Genomic DNA, 19,100 nt, shown 5'->3' with positions numbered 1-19,100 from the left:
ATGACCCAGACAATCAGAAAATCTCTGCTTACACTCGGCGCGCTGGCAGCTGTTGGAACGGCGGCATTTTGGGCCAGTCCCAACACCGCTCAGGTGGCTTCGCAAAATCCGGTCAGCCTGCGTGACACATTTCCCATCGGATCGAACGGGCTGTGCGAGGCGCAGATTCAGGCCCCCGAACGCGGATCGGGTCTGTTTGACCGCAAATACAATCTGCTCTGCCGCGATGCCGGCGCGCCTATTGGCACGATGTGGGTTGTGCGCGGGCGTGTCGCCGACGAAGCGGCTGCTCGCTTTGCTGGCCCAGGTGCCTCATGCTCCGAACAAGCGGGTGCTGACATGCCAAGCGGGCTGGAAGGCGCCAAGCGCCTGATCTGCTCACGCGAGGGCAGTATTATCCGCACCGAATTGCTAGTTGGAGAGCGCGGCAACCGCACCTTCGCAGCGAGCGGGCTGTCAGCCTATCGCAGCGCCCTCAGCCTCGGGGTAGCCTCGCTAGCAAATGACCGGCTGGTGCCGGGCACGGTCGACATCCCGCTGACCCAAACCACCGATACCCTCGCCTTTGCACGGCAACAGGCCGAATCGATTACCGCCGATCAGGCCTTGAACGAGGCCTATCGCCGGGCCAATGCGGGCGAGTTCGCTGAGGCAGCGGAATTCTTCGCCGCATCGGCAGAATCGCTGACCGGCACGAGCGAGATCGAAGCGCGGCTCAACGAAGGGTTGCTCCAGTCCAACCTGGGCAATTTCGCCGAGGCACGCCGCCGTTTCGAACAGACGAGCGGGGGAGCTGGGACAAGCCCCGTCCTCGCACGGCTGCAGCGCAATTACGAAGCCATCGATGCGCTCAATCAGGGCCAGCCTTCGCTCGCTATCGATATCCTGAACGCACCGCTCCGCACCGATTTCGGTGACACTACGGCGCTTCGCAGCCTTCAGATCGGCCCTGCCATGGCGCGGCGCCTCGCGGCAGAAAGCGACAATGCGACACGCGGCGTCATTGCGATGAGCCTAACACCGATTGAGCGTGCGCAATTGCTCGACGGGCAAGCGGATTATCTGCGCGCGACCAGTCAGCGCCAGCTCGGCGACGTGGAGCTTGCAGCGAGCAGTCTTTCGCGCGCCAATACGACTTTGTCCGAAGTGCGCAGCGGAAGGATCATCTCGATCCTCTGGCTGCGCGCGCAGGTGCTAAGCGAGCTTGCCGAACTGTCCGAAGGGGCAGGCGATGCAGGCCGTGCGGAGGCACTGCACAAGCAAGGCATCGCATTGCTCGACAGCGCTTATCCGGAATCGCCCGCGCTTTATAGCGCGCAGGCACAGCTTGCAGGGCTCTATGCGCGCACCGGACGCGAGGGCGAGGCAATCGGCCTTTACCGCGAGATCGTTGCCGAGGCCGAAGGGCGACCAGCTCCTTCACTGCGCAACTATATGGCGAGCTATTTCAGCCTGCTGCTCGCCGATGGGGCAAGCACGGAGGCCGCCGACGACATATTCTCCGCCAGCCAGCTGCTGCTGCGCCCCGGCCTTGCGCAAACCCAGGCAGTGCTTGCGCGCGAATTGTCAGGTGGCAGCGATGAAGCATCCGCGTTGTTCCGCCAGAGCGTCAATCTGGGACGTTCGATTGAACGAACCCGCGCCCAGATCATCCAGATCGAAGGTGACGCGCAGCTCAATCCGCAAGCCGCCGCCATTCTGACAGAGCGGCAGTCGCGGCTCGTTTCCTTGCAGGATCAGCAAGCCGAAGTGCTTCAGAAACTCGCCGAATATCCGCGGTTCCGCGCGGTATCGGGCGGGGCGATTGATCTGGCAGGCATGCAGTCAATCCTGCGTCCGGGTGAAGCCTATGTGAAGATGGTGGAGCTCGATAGCGAAGCCTTCATGATCTACATTACGCCCGAAGAGGCACTGGCCTACAGGGTCGATGCGACCCCTGACGAGCTAGAGGATATCGTTCTCGGCATCAGGGAAAGCATTGCGATTGCAGAGGGCGCGCAGGTCGTCACCTTCCCGTTCGACCTCGAAGCCTCACGCGATCTCTATCTGCGTCTGTTCGGACCCATTGCGGACCGCCTGCCGGGACGCACCCATATCGTTTTCGAACCTGATGGTGCGCTGCTCAAGCTGCCAATCAACCTGTTGGTGACCGACGATGCGAGTGTCGCGCAATATCAGGCGCGGCTCGAAGGGCCTGATGGCGATGACTACGATTTCCGCGGGGTCCAGTGGCTCGGTCGCAATTCGCAGATCACCACCTCGGTCGCACCGACGGCTTTCCGCGACGTCCGCGCCGCGCCGCCCAGCGCGGCTGACAAGGCCTATCTTGGACTGGGCGAGAACACGCCGATTGGAGATGGGCCGGTTGGCTCGACCGGCACGCGTTCGGCGCTTGCAGGCGGCGAGAACTGCCTGTGGTCGGAGAATATCTGGTCCAACCCGATCAAATCGGACGAGCTTTTCGACGCCGCCTCACGGCTTGGCGGAGGGCAAAGCGGCGGAGCGACGGTCCTCACAAAGGACGGTTTCACTGACACCGCTATCAAGGCCCGCGAGGATTTGGGTGAGTACCGCATCCTTCACTTCGCTACGCACGGCCTTGTTACCGCGCCTCAGCCCGAATGCCCGCCGCGTCCGGCTCTGCTGACCTCGTTCGGCGATGACGGTTCGGATGGACTGCTTAGTTTTGCCGAGATCTTCGCGCTGCGGATCGATGCCGATCTCGTGATCCTTTCCGCCTGCGATACGGCAGGCAGCGCGACTGTCGGTGCGGCGTTGGAGGCAGGCATCGTCTCGCGCGGCGAGTTCGCGCTGGACGGTCTGGTTCGCGCCTTTGTCGGGGCAGGGGGGCGCACGGTGCTTGCCAGCCATTGGCCGGTTCCTGACGACTATAACGCGACCACGCGCCTGATCGGCGGGCTGTTCGAAGGGTCTGATGTCGCAACAGCTGATGCGCTGCGCCTCTCGCAAGTCGCTCTGATGGATGATCGGGAGACTTCGCATCCCTTCTACTGGTCGGCCTTTGCCGTGGTTGGTGATGGCTCGACGAAAGTCGTGCGGTAGCAATTCCCGGACCGCTCGCGCAGCTGATCTAGGCAACTGCCCCTAGGGGATTTCGCAGGCCCTGTGACTTGCGTAGCCAGTGCAAAACCGCTTTGTAGGTTGCGCGGTGCTATGGCTGGGCCATGGGGGCATTGGAGGGGCAATGACAGACGAAGGAAAGAAGCGGCGCGGCGGCCTGATTGCGCGCGGGTGGCGAAGCGTCCGCGAGGCCGGTACGCTGCAACTGGTCGCGACCTGTCTGTTGCTGCTGGTGGCAGTGTTTCTCGCCCGTTTCAGCTGGACCTTGCCCGGCGGCGAAGAACCCACTCCGTTGACCAATGCCGCCGAAAGAGCGCTTTACGACACCCGCGCTTTCCTTGCGGCTGATCTGGTCGAACAGGACGACCGGATCATTCTGGTCGTCTATGACGATCAGGCGCTCATCAACCTCGAACAGCGATCCCCGTTGCCGCGCGACGCGCTGGCCGAAGCGCTGACCAATCTCGACCAGATGGGCGCTAAGGCCATCGGGATCGATATTCTGTTCGACCAGCCCCAAGCTGAAGACGAACTGCTGATCGAAGCTTTGCGTAATATGCAGACGCCGACGCTGGTCGGCTATGCCAACGTTGCCACCAATTCGAGCGATATTGTTTACGAGCAACAAATCTTCCTCGAGGAGTTCATGGCCGCGCTTGAGGGCTCCAATTCGCGACCTGCCAGCATCCGGCTCGACAACACATTTGGCGCAACGCGCATCTGGCCGACGATCGAACCAGACCTGCCGCCATTGCTTGGGCGGGCGATGTTGCAGGATGCAGGCGGGCCCTACGAAGCCTTCGAAGGCTATCTTGGCGGGATCGAGTACCGCCGGGCACTGCGCGCGGGACTTGATGAAGAAGAAGGCGCGGGCGAAGGCGGACAGGCCGATATCGAAGAGCCTCTGTTCCAGTCGCTTTCCATCGAGCTCTTCACCGATCTCGACCCCGCCGTTGCCGAGTTCGTCGCGCAAGAGATCGAGGGCAAGTATGTCCTGATCGGCGGCGACATTGTCGATTACGACCGTGTCGAAACCTCATTCACATCATGGACCGGTTTTGAGCCAGCCGGGCTTTCGGTGCACGGTGAGATCATTGCACAAATGCTCGATGGCAAAGTGTTGCCGCAAGTGCCGACTTGGGCGCTGTGGGCGATGGCCTTTCTTGTGGTAGCAACCGCGGCGCTGACCGCGCTGTTGGAATGGCCTGCGCCTAAGCTGGTGCCGCTGCTGTTTGGTCTCGCCGCTTTGTTTGTGGGCATTCCCTTCGTGCTCCATTTCCAGGATATCGACACTTACGGCCTGCCTGCGGTTGGCTGGCTGCTCGCATGGATTGTCGCCTTTACCGCAGTGACTTCCGCAGCGCGCTCGGCAGGCTCAGCGCAGCGCAGTTTCGCGCAAGGGGCGCTGGGCAAATATATTCCGGCCGATATCGCCAAACAGATCATCGACGAGCCTGAATTGCTCTCGCTCGGCGGAGAAAAGCGCGAGATCTATGTGCTGTTCAGCGATCTCGAAGGCTTCACCAAGATGAGCCATGCGATCGAACCGGAAATGGTCGCAAAGCTGCTCAACCGCTATCTTGAGCTGCTCAGTCAGGTTGTGCTCGACCATGGCGGCGTCATCGACAAATATGTCGGCGACGCTGTGGTTGCCTTCTGGGGGGCACCGATCGCGCGCGCTGACGATGCCGAGCGTGCGGCCAAGGCCGGCTACGCAATGTGGAAGGCTGGCGAGGATTTCCGCGAAGAGGTCGCCGCGATGGACCCGAACCTGCCCAAGATCGGCAAGACGCGGGTGGGTTTGCACTTTGGCGAAGCGGTTGTCGGCAACTTTGGCGGGGATTCGCGCATCCAGTATACTGCGCTGGGCGATTCCATGAACACCGCCGCGCGCCTTGAGGCAGCCAACAAACCCCTTCAGTCGTCGGTTTCGGCTAGCCGTGAATTTATTGAAAAATCCAATCCGGATTGGTGGGTGCCGATGGGCCGGATTGTGCTGCGCGGACGGGCGCAACCCGTTGATATCTATCAACCCATGCCTGATTTCCCGCCCGAACATCGCGAAAAATTAATTGAAGCCGCTCAGCTTAGCGACAGCAAGCATGACGTAGCAGTACAATTAATCGATGAGGTGGTTGCTATGCATCCGGATGACGACGCGCTACGTAACTATGGCGAACGTATTCGGAAATTGAATGATGGGGGAGCTTATGTTCTCGGATAAATTGAAAGCCCGTTTTTTGGGTCTGGCGCTTGTTGGCGCTGTCTTGGCCGTACCCGGCGCTGCGAGCGCGGGTGTGGTGGTGAAATCTTCCGGACCGTCTGCGGGTGAATATCCCGTCGGCCGTCAGGTTGCCGACGAAGCCTCGATCACGTTGCGCGCAGGCGACAAGATCACTGTATTGACCGATGACGGCACCCGCGTGATGCAGGGGCCGGGCACTTTCCGCGTAGGCGAAGGGGCAACCCGCACCCGCGCGCGCTTCTCTAACCTTACGCGCCAACGGGCCGCTCGGCGGGTCCGCACGGGTGCGGTGCGCAGCGGCGCGACCGGCGCACCGGCACGCAGCCCGAACCTGTGGTTTGTGAATGTCGCTGCGGCTGGCAATGTCTGTCTTTACGATCTTGGCAGCGTGCGCCTGTGGCGTCCCGAGGCAACCGAAGCGCAAACCTACCAGATCCGCGATGCCGCATCGCAAGGTTCGCTCGAAGTGTCCTTTGTCGAAAGCGAAGCCGTGCGCGCGCTTGATCCCAATGGGCTGCCGATCACGGATGGCGGAAACTACACCATCACCGCGCCTGCAGGCGAAGACAGTGAAGCGGCTTCGGTCAACGTCACCTTTGTGACAATGGACGAAGAATACGCGGCCCCCGATGCGTTGGCGCAGGCACTGATCGATAACGGATGCACGACGCAACTCGCGCTGCTGGCCGATACTCTTGAAGCGTCTGCCGAATAGGCAATTTGTCTCCACTCGGTGACTTGAAAGGGCTGGAGCCGCCTAAAGCGGTCTCCGGCCCTTTTCATAATTGCCCGTTAGCGAAAAGGGGCTTGCTGGCGGCTGCACTATCGGCTCTCATAACCGGCAAGCACAATCGGGGTAAGAGGACAGCCAGCCATGCACAATTTCGGCGGAATGCAGAACGAGATCTACAATGCCGGAACACAGGGTATCCTGCCCGATTACCCGGTTGATTTCGCCACGCTGGAGCGCCGCGCGCATGAGGCGCTCGGGCCGATGATGACCAATTATGTCGCGGGCGGCTGCGGAGACGAGCACACACAGGACACCAACGCATCGGCATTCCACCATTGGGGTATGGTCCCCCGCATGATGGTCGATTGCACCGAGCGCGATCTGTCGATCAATCTGTTCGGCATGGACTTACCCACGCCGCTCTTCATGGCGCCGGTCGGGGTGAATGGTGAGGCAACGCAGGATCGCCACGGCGATATGGCAGCCGCGCGCGCTTCGGCGATGACGGGCGTGCCCTTTTGTGTTTCGACACTCGGCAACGATCCGCTTGAGGATGTGTTCAAGGAGACAGGCGACACGCCCGCCTTTTTCCAGCTCTACACCCCGCGCAATAGCGAGCTTACGACGAGCTTGATCAAGCGCGCCGAGGCCTCCGGTGCAAAGGCGATTGTGGTCACTCTCGACACCTGGCTGACAGGCTGGCGTCCGCGCGATCTCAACGCATCAAACTTCCCGCAACTGCGCGGCAAGGTGATGCAGAACTATTTCACCGATCCAGTCTTTCGCTCGTTGCTCGAAAAGCCGCCGGAAGAGGATCCCAAGGCGGCGATCATGCTGTTCGCTGCGATTTTCGGGCAAGTTCTGACATGGGAGGACGTGGCCTGGTTCAAGTCGGTCACTGACCTTCCGATTGTGCTCAAGGGCATTTGCCACCCGGAAGACGTGCGCAAGGCGATCGATCACGGAGCCGATGCGATCTACTGCTCCAACCATGGAGGGCGTCAGGCCAATGGCGGGATCGCGACGATCGATCTGCTGCCTGACGTAGTTGCGGCGGCTGACGATACGCCGGTTCTTTTCGACAGCGGCATTCGTTCGGGAAGCGACGCAGTGAAGGCGCTTGCGCTGGGCGCGACAGCGGTCGGAGTAGGGCGGCCTTACACCTACGGCCTCGCGATCGGCGCGGCGGAGGGGGCAGCGTGGGTACTGCGCTCAATCCTCGCAGAGGCCGACTTGCTAATGGCGGTGAACGGTTATCCGACCTTGGCCGACGTGCGTGAAGCGGGAGCCCTTAGAACGGGCTAGAGCGAACGGCGCGAGGCCAGCGCGCAGGCTGGCAAGTGGCCGATTCACAGTATCAACACCCTATGGAAAACCCTGACTTGACTGGAAGTTTTTCGAAACTTGCCGATCGGTCAAATTTTGACTCAGTTTTCCACAGTTTTGATGTTAGTTTCCTCACATAACAAAATCGCGAATCGGGGAACGCGACTCATGGAGAGACCAACAATCATCTCATCAGGCCCAGACGCAATGGGCCGAACTGTTTGTTTTGGCGATGAAAGTTCACGCCGAGCGCGCTATGGACGCATCCGTCCGATGCCCGCTCCCAGTCGCTGGTCGCGCTTTCTTTCCAGAATGAGTCTGCGCGGCTGATCTGCGAGTCGCAGCCTTAAGTTAGGCTGATACAACTAACGCACCCAACACTTCCTAGCGATCACGGCGCCGATTTGGCGACGGTGACAAGCTTTGTCTCGGTGTAGCCGAGATAGCCCTCGCTGCCGCTTTCGGAGCCAAAGCCGCTGTCGCCGGTTCCGCCAAAAGGCGTTTCAGGAGAGCCGACCGCAAAGTGGTTGATCGCCACCATGCCAGCGCGAAGCGAATTGCCGAGATAATGGCTTTCGTCGAGCGATCCGGTGAAGGCATAGGCAGCAAGGCCGTATCGCAGCGAGTTGGCGATGCTCACCGCATCTTCGATATCGTCATAGGGCACGATGCCTGCGACAGGGCCGAAGGGTTCCTGGGTCATCAGGCGCGAATCCGCTGACGGGTTGGCGATGACGGTGGGTTGGAAGAAGTGGCCGGGCCCTTCGATCACAGAGCCACCTGCAACGATCTCGCCATGCTCTCCGCCAAGCGATCCCATCAGGTCCTGCATCGCGGCCACGCGCCCTGCATGGGCGAGCGGGCCCATATCGACATCGTCGCTGGCGCTTGCATCACCGACTTTGATCTCCTGCGAACGGCGGGCGAATTCAGCGACGAACTTGTCGTAAATCCCGCGAGCGACAAGGAAACGGGTAGGGGAGACGCAAACCTGTCCGGCATTGCGAAACTTGGTTCCCGCGCAGGCCGCTACGGTTCGGTCGAAATCGGCGCTCTCGCCGATCACTACCGGAGCATGGCCGCCCAGCTCTGCAGTGAAGCGCTTGAGGCCCTGTGCTGCCAGTGCCCCCAGATGTTTGCCAACTGCGGTCGAGCCGGTGAAGCTGACTTTGCGCGTGGCTGGTGCGGTGATCAGATGCTCTGATATCATCGCTGGATCGCCGTAAACCAGATTGATTGCCCCTGAGGGCATTCCCGCATCGATAAAGCACTCGACCAGCATCTGCGCGGTCGCAGGCGTCGTTTCGGCAGGCTTGAGGATGCACGAGCAGCCAGCGGCAAGCGCGCCAGCAAGCTTCTTTGCAGGCAGGTTGATCGGGAAATTCCACGGGGTGAAGAGCATTGCGGGGCCAATCGGGACCTGCATCACGCGTTGCTCAAGCAGGTTGTGACTGCGGACCGGCACCAGACGTCCACCCTGCCGCTTGGCTTCCTCGCCGAGGAATTCCATCAGATCGGCCGCGCCCACGGTTTCGGCGAGCGCCTGCCCATGCGGCTTGCCCATTTCCAGCGTCATCACGCGCGCGATTGTCTCGGCGCGTTCGCGCAGCAAAGCGGCGGCGCGCGAAATGATGCGGAAACGCTCGATAGCCGGCGTCCCGCTCCACACCGGGAATGCCGCATCTGCCGCAGCGAGGGCTGCGTCGAGCTGATCTTTGGAAACCTTGGGCGCGCGGCCGATCTCTGCTTCGGTTGCCGGATTGATAACCGCAAACGAGCCTTCCCCGCCTTCGCTGACCCACTCACCGCCGATCAGCATTTTCACATTTGGATAGGCGGTCATGGCGGTTCCTTTTCAACGGGGTTGGTTACAATGGAAACCAAGTAGCAGATGGCGGGCGAGTTTCAATCTCTCCAACCGGGCGGAAGGCGCGGATCGACCACTTTGCGCAGGACAAAGCTGGTCTCCATGCGCACTACTCCGGGCAGGCTGGACAATTCATCGCGGTGGACCTCGCCAAAATGATCGAGCGAGCGGACTTTGACGACAACGTAATAATCGTGCCCGCCCGACATCAGATCGCATTGGGTTACGGAAGGGCTTTCGCGAATAGCCTCCTCGAACGCGTTCAGCGCGGCGCTGCTCTGGCTTTCCAGCGTGATCTTGAGATGGACGGTCACGCCGAAACCCAACTGCGCAACGTCGATATCGGCGGAGTAGCGACGGATAAGGTGGCTGTCTTCGAGCTGGCGCAAACGTCTGGCGATGGAGGTGGGCGATCGGCCAATTTCTTCGCTGAGCTGCTGGTGGCTCATGCGCCCGTCTTCGGACAATGATTGCAGAAGCTTCAGATCAATAGAGTCAAGTTCCATGCAGGTTTCTCACGCAATAGTACAGAAATATGCTGAAAGTCTGCACCATTATGGAATTTCACTCAAGACTTTGCAGAGAACCATCTGACAAACGGGTGTATTCTGCGCGCCGTAATTGAAGCGGAGAGAATCATGCTCGTTGGCGTTCCCAAGGAAATCAAGAACCACGAATATCGCGTCGGCCTGACGCCCGAAGCGGCTCGTGAATATGTGACCAATGGCCATTCGGTTGTTGTCGAAAGCGGCGCAGGCCTTGGCATCACCAAGACCGATGATGATTACCGGGCCATCGGTGCGGAGATCGTCGATAGCGCTGAAGAAGTCTTCGCCCGCGCTGAAATGGTGGTGAAGGTCAAGGAACCGCAGCCCAATGAGTGGGTGCAGCTGCGCGAAGACCAGATCCTCTTCACCTATCTCCACCTCGCGCCCGATCCCGAACAGGCCAAGGGTCTGATGGAAAGCGGCGTCTCGGCGGTGGCATACGAAACTGTCACCGATGCGCATGGCGGCCTGCCGCTTCTCGCACCGATGAGCGAAGTTGCAGGGCGGCTCTCGATTGAGGCCAGCGCGCAGGCGAGCCACAAGAACAATGGCGGGCGCGGCATTCTGATGGGCGGTGTGCCCGGCGTGCTTCCGGCGAAAGTAGTCGTGATCGGCGGCGGTGTTGTCGGCACGCAGGCCGCGCGTATGGCCGCGGGTCTGGGCGCCAATGTCGAGATACTTGACCGCTCGCTCCCGCGCATCCGCGAGCTGGACGACATGTTCCAGGGCCGTGTGACCACGCGCTACTCCAATGCCGGTACAATCGAGAACGCAATCACCGATGCCGACGTGGTTGTCGGCGCGGTGCTGATCCCCGGCGCGAGCGCACCCAAGCTGGTGACCCGCGATATGCTCGGCCTGATGCAGCACCGTGCAGTGCTGGTTGATGTTGCGATCGATCAGGGCGGGTGCTTCGAAACCTCCAAGCCGACCACGCACGAAGAGCCGACCTATCTGGTTGACGATATCATCCATTATTGTGTCGCCAACATGCCCGGCGCGGTCCCGCACACGTCGAGCTACGCGCTCAACAATGCGACCCTGCCTTTCGGTCTTGCGCTGGCGAACAAGGGCGTGGTTGCCGCATGCGAAGCCGACCCGCATCTCGCGCTCGGCCTCAACGTGCACAAGGGCAAGATCGTCAACGAAGCGGTGGCAGAGAGTTTGGGTTTTTAGGAGTTGCATAAAAGCGAACAGATAGTGCCGCGCTTTCGCGGGTAATGCGCGGGCGGAGGCGCTATCTGGGGGCAGAAGAAGAGGCCCCGAATGCACCACGTCGACAACCGCCCGCTGGTCCGCACCGTCAATCTCGACATCGAGCTTGAGAGCCATGTTGCGCCGCAGACGCTGAGTGACAAGGTCGCTTTCGCCTTCGTCAAACTGCTGCGCTTCTTCGCCGACAACCTGTTCGCCAAGCGTTACGGCCACCGTGCGGTGGTGCTCGAGACGGTGGCGGCTGTGCCTGGCATGGTCGGCGGCTTGTGGCAGCATCTAAGCGCGCTGCGCCGGATGCGCGATGACGAAGGCTGGATCCGCACCTTGCTCGATGAGGCCGAGAACGAGCGGATGCATCTGATGACCTTCATCAAGATCGCAGAGCCCAACTGGTTCGAGCGCCTGCTGATCATCGCGGTGCAGCTGGTTTTCTACAACTTCTACTTTTTCCTCTACCTCGTCGCGCCGCGCACAGCGCACCGAGTTGTTGGCTACTTCGAGGAAGAGGCCGTCATCAGCTACACCGCCTATCTTGCCGAAGTGGATGCGGGGCGGCACGAGAACGTCCCCGCACCGCAGATCGCCATCGACTATTGGCAATTGCCCGAGGATGCGCGGCTGCGCGATGTCATCATCGCAGTGCGCGCCGACGAGGCCGAGCACCGCGACGCGAACCACGGCTTTGTCGACACGCTGGATCAGCGCAAAGCGGCTTAGACCCCCACAACCGTCTGCTCGATGCTGCCGAAGATCGAGTGGTTGTCATCGTCGCGCATCTCGATCTTCACCGTGTCGCCGGGCGCCATGAAGCGGGTGCTTGGCTTGCCGTCGCGGATCGTCTCGATCATGCGAATCTCGGCGATGCAGGAATAGCCGAGGCCTCCGTCTGCGACCGGCTTGCCCGGACCGCCGTCAGCGCCCTTGTTCGAGATTGTGCCTGAACCGATGATCGCGCCTGCCCCCAGATTGCGGGTCTTGGCAGCATGCGCGACGAGCTGCGCCATGTTGAAGGTCGCGTCCTTCTCCACGCGGGCGCGGCCAAAGGGCTCACCGTTATAGTCGACCATCAGCGCGTGGTGGACCAGCGTGTCCTTCCAGGCATCGCCCAGCTCGTCCGGCGTTACGGCGACGGGTGAGAAGGCGCTGGAAGGCTTGGACTGGAAGAAGCCGAAGCCCTTGGCCAGCTCACCCGGGATCAGACCGCGCAGGCTGACGTCATTGACCAGCATAACGAGCTTGATGTGGCCCGCTGCGTCTTCGGCGCTGACGCCCATCGGCACATCGTCGGTGATGACCGCGACTTCGCCTTCCATGTCGCAGCCCCATGCGGTGTCGCCCAACGGGATGTCGGCGCGCGGGGGCAGGAAGGTGTCACTGCCGCCCTGATACATCAGCGGATCGTGATAGAAGCTGTCCGGCACAGCGGCATCGCGCGCTTTGCGGACCAGCTCGACATGGTTGATGTAAGCAGAGCCGTCAGCCCATTGATAGGCGCGCGGCAGCGGCGAGTGCGCCTCGCGTTCGTGGAAGCGTTCGCACGGCACCGTCTCGTGATCCACGTCGCGTGCCAGCACTTCCAGCTCGGGCGCGATCCGGTCCCAATCGTCAAGCGCAGCCTGCATAGTCGGCGCGATGTTGGTCGCCGCGCAGTAGCGGGTGAGGTCTTTGGAGACGACGACGAGCTGGCCGTCGCGGGTGCCGTCATTGAGGGTGGCTAGCTTCATGGGTTTGACCTCTCAGGATTGTCTGGTTGGTTGTCTGGATGCGCGCGCTGGAACGGGGCGAGCGCGTTGCAGGCTGCCTCGATGCGCGTCATGTGAGGATGCTGGCTCAGGTCGAACCGGAACCGGCGAGCGTTGTAGAGCTGCGGGATCAGCACGGCTTCAAACAGGCCGGGCGTATCGAACAGGAAGTCTCCCGTTCCGATCTGCGCCAGCCGCGCCTCGACCGGATCGAGCGTGCGCGCGAGCCAGTGGCGGTACCAGATGTCGATCTCGTCCTGCGAATGGCCCAGCGGGTCTTTGAGGTATTTGAGCACCGGCAGGTTGAGCGGCGCGTGCAGCTCGGTCGCAATCGCATAGGTCAGCTCGCGCGCGGTGTAGCGTTGCTCGATATCGGCGGGCATCAGGGGGTTGTCGGGATAGGCCTCGTCGAGCCACTCGATCATCGCCATCGATTGCGCGCGGTCGCGGCCACCCGCTTCCAGCATCGGGACCGAGGCGAAGGGGTTGCGGCTGGTGAAGGCCTCACCCTTTTGCGCGCTTTCGAGCAGGTTCACCGGCGCCTGTTCGTAGTCCAGGCCCTTCAGCTCCAGCGCGATGCGCAAGCGGTAGCTGGTGGAGCTGCGGTAGTAGCCGTGCAGGATCATGCGCGCGCCTCCTGACCCCATGATACGCCGTAACATGGACCGGATGTTACACGGTCCAGGTGAAAAACAATGCGCTGCGCGGATTGCCCCGAAAAATGAGCAAATCCAGTCGTTTTCGCAGTGAACGTCATCCAAATGCTATGCCACACAAGCTGCATGTAGGACACCCTTGGTCCCATCGTCATTGCGAGCGGCGACGCCGCGCGGCAATCCATTGTCTGAGCTTTCAGAGCCGCTTGGGCCATGGATCGCCGCGCTCCTTTCAGTCGCTCGCGATGACGATATTCTGAGTTACGCAAAGGCCGCAATGCCCGTGATCGCACGGCCGAGGATCAGCGCGTGGACATCATGCGTGCCCTCATAGGTGTTGACCGTTTCGAGGTTCACCGCGTGGCGGATGACCTGATATTCCTCGCTGATACCGTTGCCGCCATGCATGTCGCGCGCCTGACGGGCAATGTCCAAAGCCTTGCCGACATTGTTGCGCTTCACGACCGAAATCATGTCGGGGCTGAAGCGCCCCTCATCCATCAGACGTCCGACGCGCAGGGAGGCTTGCAGGCCCAGCGCGATATCGGTGAGCATGTCGGCGAGCTTCTTTTGATAGAGCTGCGTCGCGGCGAGCGGACGGTCGAACTGCTTGCGGTCGAGGCCGTATTGGCGCGCGGCGTGCATGCAGAATTCGGCAGCACCGAGAGCGCCCCAGCTGATGCCGTAACGCGCGCGGTTGAGACAACCGAATGGACCTTTCAGGCCTTGCACATTGGGCAGCAGTGCGTCTGCGGGCAGCTTCACCTCGTCCATCATGATCATGCCGGTGGGCGAAGCGCGCAGCGAAATCTTGCCTTCGATCTTGGGTGCCGAAAGCCCCTCCATTCCCTTTTCAAGGATGAAGCCGCGAATGCCGCCGCCATGTTCTTCTGACTTCGCCCAGACGACGAAAACATCGGCGAAGGGTGAGTTGGAAATCCACGTCTTCGCGCCGGAGATCGAATAGCCGTCGCCGTCTTTTTTGGCGTAGGTCTTCATGCCCGCCGGGTCGGAGCCTGCATCGGGTTCGGTCAGGCCGAAGCAACCGATCAACTCACCTGATGCGAGACCGGGGAGGTATTTGCGCCGCTGCTCTTCCGAACCGTAAGTGTAGATCGGGTGCATGACGAGGCTCGACTGGACGGAGGCCATCGAGCGGTAGCCGCTGTCGACGCGTTCGATCTCGCGCGCGATCAGACCGTAGGCGACATAGCCTGCGCTCGCGCCTCCATACTCTTCTGGAATTGTCGCGCCCAGCAAGCCCGCTCGCCCCATCAGAGAGAAGAGTTCAGGCACCACTGCTTCGTTGCGAAATGCCTCGATCACACGCGGCTGCAACTCGCTCTGCGCAAAGCCATGCGCGGCGTCGCGGATCATCCGCTCGTCTTCGGTCAGCTGCGTTTCGAGATCGAAAGGATCATCCCAGTTGAACGGGACGATACCGGCATTGGCGAGCTCGGGTGAAGGGGGGGCGTGCAATGGTTACTCCTGAAACTTGTTTGCCCATCCGCTTTCGCAGGCTTGGCGGGCCGTCGCAAGCGCAATCAGGGTGATTTTTGCTTAAGCTGCCTCAGCCGTTCTGGCCGAATTTCTCGGAGAAGCCGGTCTGGTCGCCTTGCGCGAGAAACTTGGCCTGTTCGACCCATTGATCGCGGGTGATGCGTCCGGCGAAGCGGCCCAGAGTTGCATCCACGCGCTCGATATCGGCGTCGGTCCATGCCGCGATCTGGGCAAAGCTGGTGACACCCTGCTCGGCTAGGATGGTCACGATCTTGGGGCCGAGGCCTTTGATCATCCGCAAGTCATCGGCTGACGCTGTGGAGGCAGGTATTGGCGCGGCTACAGGTTCCGGCTCGGGAGCGTCCGGGATTGGCGTGCTTGCCACTTCGACGGCGGCCTGCGAGTCGATCAGCGCCTGATTGCGCGCGGCCCGCGCGGCGCCTTCGTCGAGCACGTCCTTGCCCAGCGGTTCGCTGTCATCGACAATGATGTTGGTCTTGCGATTGGCGCGCAAGGCAATCCAAATCGCCAGCGCGAGCAGCACGAAGCCGATCGCGAAGAAGATGGCGAGTTGTGTCTGTTCGGGCGTCATCGAAATGCTCCTGCAAATCCATCAAATTTGTCGAGCCTTTAGCAGCGCTGACCGGAGCCGCAAATCGAAACGGCCGGAACCCTGTCTCCAAGGTCCCGGCCGTCAGGAGGCGCGCCGCTCACCCATTCCCCCGAGCGGCGCGTTGTGTCGTTTGAGAACTCAGCCGCCGCCGCGCATGGCCCCGGCGACCTCGTTGAGCTCAAGAAATTCTTGCCGCAGGAAGTTGGTCTGGCGTCCGGCAAGCTCGCCCACATCTTCGTGAGTAAAGCCCATCATCAGCTCGTCTCCGCGCAGCAGCTGTCCGAAGGCCGCGACTGAGGCGGCGAAGGCGAAGTCACCGCGAGGAGCACGGGCGCGGGCGAACTGGTCGCTTGTGACCACGGTGTCGATCAGGCGCGATGTGTCTCCATCGGGGAGCTTGAAGCGCAGCTTGATATGCGCAGCCTCGGCCACGCGGCGCATGGCTTCGCCCGAAGGCTGGTCATTATAGCGGCGCGGCGCGATCCAGCCGCGTGTGCCAGCGGGGACGACTTCGTAAATCGCCGTGACCTGATGGCCCGCGCCGATATCGCCGGCATCGACCGCGTCATTGTCGAAATCTTCCTCACGCAAAGCGCGGTTTTCATATCCGACAAGGCGGTACTGGCTGATGACCGCAGGGTTGAACTCGACCTGGATTTTTACGTCCTTGGCGATGGTGAAGAGCGTGCTGGACATTTCATCGCCCAGCACTTTTTTCGCTTCGAGGGCGCTGTCGATATAGGCGTAATTGCCGTTACCCTTGTTGGCGATCTGCTCCATCATCGCTTCGTTGTAATTGCCCTGACCAAAGCCGAGCGTGGTCAGCGTGATGTCGCGGTCGCGGTAGCTCTCGATCATCTCGATCAGCGCATCGCGGTCCGACACGCCGACATTGAAATCGCCATCGGTGGCAAGGATCACGCGGTTGACGCCGCCCTCGATAAAGTTGTCCTCGGCGATGTTGTAGGCGAGCTGGATGCCTGCCCCGCCAGCGGTCGATCCGCCTGCCGAAAGTTCGTTGAGAGCGCGGCGGATGGCGCGTGTGTCATTGGTCGGCTCGAGCACAAGGCCAGCGGCCCCGGCATAGACGACGATCGAAACGCGGTCCTGCTCGCCCAGCTCTCCGGCCAGACCCGAAAGCGCGGTTTTGACCAGCGGCAGCTTGTCCTGACTGTTCATCGACCCCGATACATCCATCAGGAAGACAAGGTTCGCAGGCGGGCGTTCGGAACGCTCGATGTCATAGCCGCGAAGGCCGATCCGCATCAGATAGGTGTTCTCGTTCCACGGCGTGCGCGCAACATCGGTGGTGACGCTGAAGGGCACATCGCGGCTTGTCGGGCGGTCATAATCATAGCGGAAATAGTTGATCATCTCCTCGGTCCGCACGGCGGCCTGCGGAGGTGTCATGCCTTGAGAGAGAAAGCGGCGCGTATTGGCGTATGCGCCGGTATCCACGTCCACGCTGAACGTGCTGACTGGCTCGGCGCTGGTGAGCTTGACCGGCGAGACTTCCTCGCCGTCATATTGCTCGCGGCCCGGATCGGTCGGGACGACGACGGGGGGGACGATGTAGCCTTCACTTCGCACGGCTCCGGTGCGAACGCGTCGTTGTTCGCCGCCGATCACTGCAACAGGCGCTGAGCTCTCCAGGTTCTGCTGCACTCTGCGAGAACCTGTCACGGTAATTGATCGATCTGCATCCGCTGATGGAGGCGGAGGCGGCGGCGGTGGTGGAGGCGGTGCCGGCGGTGGAGGAGGCGGTGGCGGCGCATAGGCTACATCACCCGGCGCATTGCCGGTGCTCGCCACTTGGCCTGCCTGTTCGGCACAACTTGCCAGCGCAAGGCTCACAAGAGCCACGCCGGTTAGCTTCAGTCCCGTTGCACGAAAACGCATTATCAGTCCCCACAAATGACCCGCCTAAAGGGTCACGCTCGCGCCGTTAATCGCGACTGAACGCGGGTGTAAGGGAGGTGTAATGTTGGCGCAGGTCGCGCCGCAAAACCATCGAATTTCTGCCGATCAAAGCGGCTTGGCGGTGCTCTCGGCAGCTTCGAGAATTTCTTCGGGCAGGGTAGCATTCTTGCGGAAAAGCACCTTGTCTTCTTCTCCGAATCCTCGCTTCCAGATGACCCACAGATAGACCGCAAGGATCAGCGGGCCGCCGACAACGATCTCGACCCATTCGGGCGTGTATTCGGTGAAGATAAAGCCCACGACCACTGCCGGAGCGGCGGCATAGACCAGCGCCCAGCGCAAGTTGGAAACCGGCGCGTTGAGCAGCCTTTTGAGCACCAAGGCCTTGACCAGACTCGAAACCGCGAGCGCAATGAACAACGCGCCTGCCGCACCCGCTGCCTGAAAGCCTTCGTCGAGTTTCAGCTCTTTCGCCAGCAGGATCAGGCCGACCGTCAGCGCGCCTTGCAGGGTGATAACGCCGAGCGAGAGCGCGAGGTTCCGCTTGCGCGCGATATAGACCAGCACGCTTTCCGACACGACTGCCATCGACGCAATCACTTCGGCGGCGAGCAGTATCGCCAGCGCGCCGGTGCCGCCGACAATCTCCGGACCGCCAAGCCCCATCACCCCTTCGCCCGGTATCGCCAGCATCAGCGCAATGCCCAGCTGCAAGGCGATGATCCAGAAACCGACCTGCCGCACCTGTGCAGCGATGGCCTCGAGATTGCCGATCTTGAGGTTCTTGGTGATGACAGGCGCAAGGATTGGTTCGAAGCTGGTTTTGAGTTTTTGCGGCAGGCTCACCACTTCCTTGGCGAACCAATAGATGCCGACCGTGCCCGCAGACGTGAACTGGCCGAGCAGGAACACATCAAGCAGGCGCGTGCCGCGCTCGATCACATCCGCCCCGACCAGTGGCAGCGCGCGCGCCGTCATCTTGGACAGATAGCGCGGGCGCGGACGCCAGGCCTTGGGCAGGCCGTAGGTCTTCAGGAACGAATAGAGCGCGGTGAAAAGCGCGGCATAGGTCGCGGCGAGGAAGGCGATTGCGATGCCGCCTGCTGCGAGTGCTGGTATGTAAAACAGCACCGCGACAAGGATCGATTTCGTCCACGGCTCGACCACTGCCCGCGCGCGCACTGTGGTCGCGATATCATAGCGATAGGCCTGCGCGGCGAGCAGGATCTCGGTCAGCGCAATCGCCGGGATCGCCGCGATCATCCACATGTCAAAATCGGAATTGGTGCCGCTGGGGAAGATGATCCACGGCAGCAATATCAACACGGCGCAGACCGCAACCGAAAAGACCATCGATGTCAGCATCCCGTCAAAGACGAGATTGGTGGCGCTGTCCTCGTGGCTTTCTACCCCTTCACTCAGCCGCTGCGCCAGTCCGCGCTTTTCACCCAGCGCGCAGATCAGCGCGAAAATCTCGATAACTACAAAGGCTGCGGCAAAACGTCCCATTTCATCGACGCCGTAAAAGCGGAAACCGATGAACAGGAAGGGCAGGCCGCCGAGCAGCCGAAGGATAAAGCCAAGCGTGTTGGTCCGGCCGCCCTTGGCGAGCGTCGCCATGTCATCGCCGCCCTTTGCAGGGTCGAGTGCCGGC

The 19,100-nt window shown here is 61.4% G+C and carries 14 protein-coding genes; 6 read left to right on the top strand and 8 right to left on the bottom strand.

The window, feature by feature from the left end; translation table 11 throughout:
• The 4 genes from Q0887_RS07280 (at window position 1) to Q0887_RS07265 (ending at window position 7,364) form a co-directional block, all read left to right on the top strand.
• A complete protein-coding gene (locus tag Q0887_RS07280; RefSeq protein WP_299193574.1) occupies window positions 1-3,063 on the top strand; it encodes a CHAT domain-containing protein in 3,063 nt (1,020 codons plus the stop codon).
• 142 nt (window positions 3,064-3,205) lie between these two features.
• Window positions 3,206-5,305: a CHASE2 domain-containing protein gene (locus Q0887_RS07275; RefSeq protein WP_299193572.1), complete on the top strand. Its 2,100-nt coding sequence runs from the start codon at window positions 3,206-3,208 to the stop codon at window positions 5,303-5,305.
• The gene (locus Q0887_RS07270) at window positions 5,292-6,041 is read left to right on the top strand and encodes a hypothetical protein (RefSeq protein WP_299193570.1); all 750 of its coding nucleotides are present in this window, start codon (window positions 5,292-5,294) and stop codon (window positions 6,039-6,041) included. Before Q0887_RS07275 ends, Q0887_RS07270 begins: the two co-directional genes overlap by 14 nt.
• 159 nt (window positions 6,042-6,200) lie before the next feature.
• Entirely contained in the window at window positions 6,201-7,364 is a 1,164-nt protein-coding gene (locus Q0887_RS07265) for an alpha-hydroxy-acid oxidizing protein (protein ID WP_299193568.1), read from the top strand.
• A 412-nt stretch (window positions 7,365-7,776) separates the two neighbouring features.
• Here the strand turns inward: Q0887_RS07265 and Q0887_RS07260 are convergent, their stop codons facing one another.
• Both Q0887_RS07260 and Q0887_RS07255 read right to left on the bottom strand, forming a co-directional pair.
• Window positions 7,777-9,228 carry an NAD-dependent succinate-semialdehyde dehydrogenase gene (locus Q0887_RS07260; RefSeq protein WP_299193566.1) on the bottom strand — a complete coding sequence of 484 codons (1,452 nt, stop codon included), beginning with the start codon at window positions 9,226-9,228 and terminating at the stop codon, window positions 7,777-7,779.
• Between the two features lie 62 nt (window positions 9,229-9,290).
• Window positions 9,291-9,758: an Lrp/AsnC family transcriptional regulator gene (locus Q0887_RS07255; protein WP_299193564.1), complete on the bottom strand. Its 468-nt coding sequence runs from the start codon at window positions 9,756-9,758 to the stop codon at window positions 9,291-9,293.
• Between the two features lie 132 nt (window positions 9,759-9,890).
• Here Q0887_RS07255 and ald point away from each other — a divergent pair, with 132 nt between their 5' ends.
• On the top strand, window positions 9,891-10,976 hold the full coding sequence (gene ald / locus Q0887_RS07250) for an alanine dehydrogenase (RefSeq protein WP_299193562.1): 1,086 nt from the start codon (window positions 9,891-9,893) through the stop codon (window positions 10,974-10,976).
• A 90-nt stretch (window positions 10,977-11,066) separates the two neighbouring features.
• Entirely contained in the window at window positions 11,067-11,732 is a 666-nt protein-coding gene (locus tag Q0887_RS07245) for an alternative oxidase (protein ID WP_299193561.1), read from the top strand.
• Here the strand turns inward: Q0887_RS07245 and Q0887_RS07240 are convergent.
• The 6 genes from Q0887_RS07240 to Q0887_RS07215 form a co-directional block, all read right to left on the bottom strand.
• Entirely contained in the window at window positions 11,729-12,739 is a 1,011-nt protein-coding gene (locus Q0887_RS07240) for a fumarylacetoacetate hydrolase family protein (protein WP_299193559.1), read from the bottom strand. The genes Q0887_RS07245 and Q0887_RS07240 overlap by 4 nt on opposite strands.
• On the bottom strand, window positions 12,736-13,383 hold the full coding sequence (maiA, locus tag Q0887_RS07235) for a maleylacetoacetate isomerase (RefSeq protein WP_299193558.1): 648 nt from the start codon (window positions 13,381-13,383) through the stop codon (window positions 12,736-12,738). Before maiA ends, Q0887_RS07240 begins: the two co-directional genes overlap by 4 nt.
• 291 nt (window positions 13,384-13,674) lie before the next feature.
• Window positions 13,675-14,853, bottom strand: coding sequence for an acyl-CoA dehydrogenase (locus Q0887_RS07230; protein ID WP_299195277.1), 1,179 nt, complete (start codon window positions 14,851-14,853; stop codon window positions 13,675-13,677).
• Window positions 14,854-14,983: 130 nt separating this feature from the next.
• Window positions 14,984-15,505 (bottom strand): hypothetical protein, encoded by a 522-nt coding sequence (locus Q0887_RS07225; protein ID WP_299193556.1) that lies wholly within the window; start codon window positions 15,503-15,505, stop codon window positions 14,984-14,986.
• Window positions 15,506-15,664: 159 nt separating this feature from the next.
• Window positions 15,665-17,425 carry a von Willebrand factor type A domain-containing protein gene (locus Q0887_RS07220; protein WP_299193554.1) on the bottom strand — a complete coding sequence of 587 codons (1,761 nt, stop codon included), beginning with the start codon at window positions 17,423-17,425 and terminating at the stop codon, window positions 15,665-15,667.
• A gap of 126 nt (window positions 17,426-17,551) precedes the next feature.
• Window positions 17,552-19,066 carry an oligosaccharide flippase family protein gene (locus tag Q0887_RS07215; RefSeq protein ID WP_299195274.1) on the bottom strand — a complete coding sequence of 505 codons (1,515 nt, stop codon included), beginning with the start codon at window positions 19,064-19,066 and terminating at the stop codon, window positions 17,552-17,554.
• Window positions 19,067-19,100: the final 34 nt, after the last annotated feature.

This window comes from uncultured Erythrobacter sp. (genome assembly GCF_947492365.1).
Lineage (GTDB): Bacteria > Pseudomonadota > Alphaproteobacteria > Sphingomonadales > Sphingomonadaceae > Erythrobacter.
The sequence above is the reverse complement of the archived record's forward strand: the minus strand, read 5'-3'. Positions and strand labels throughout refer to the sequence as shown.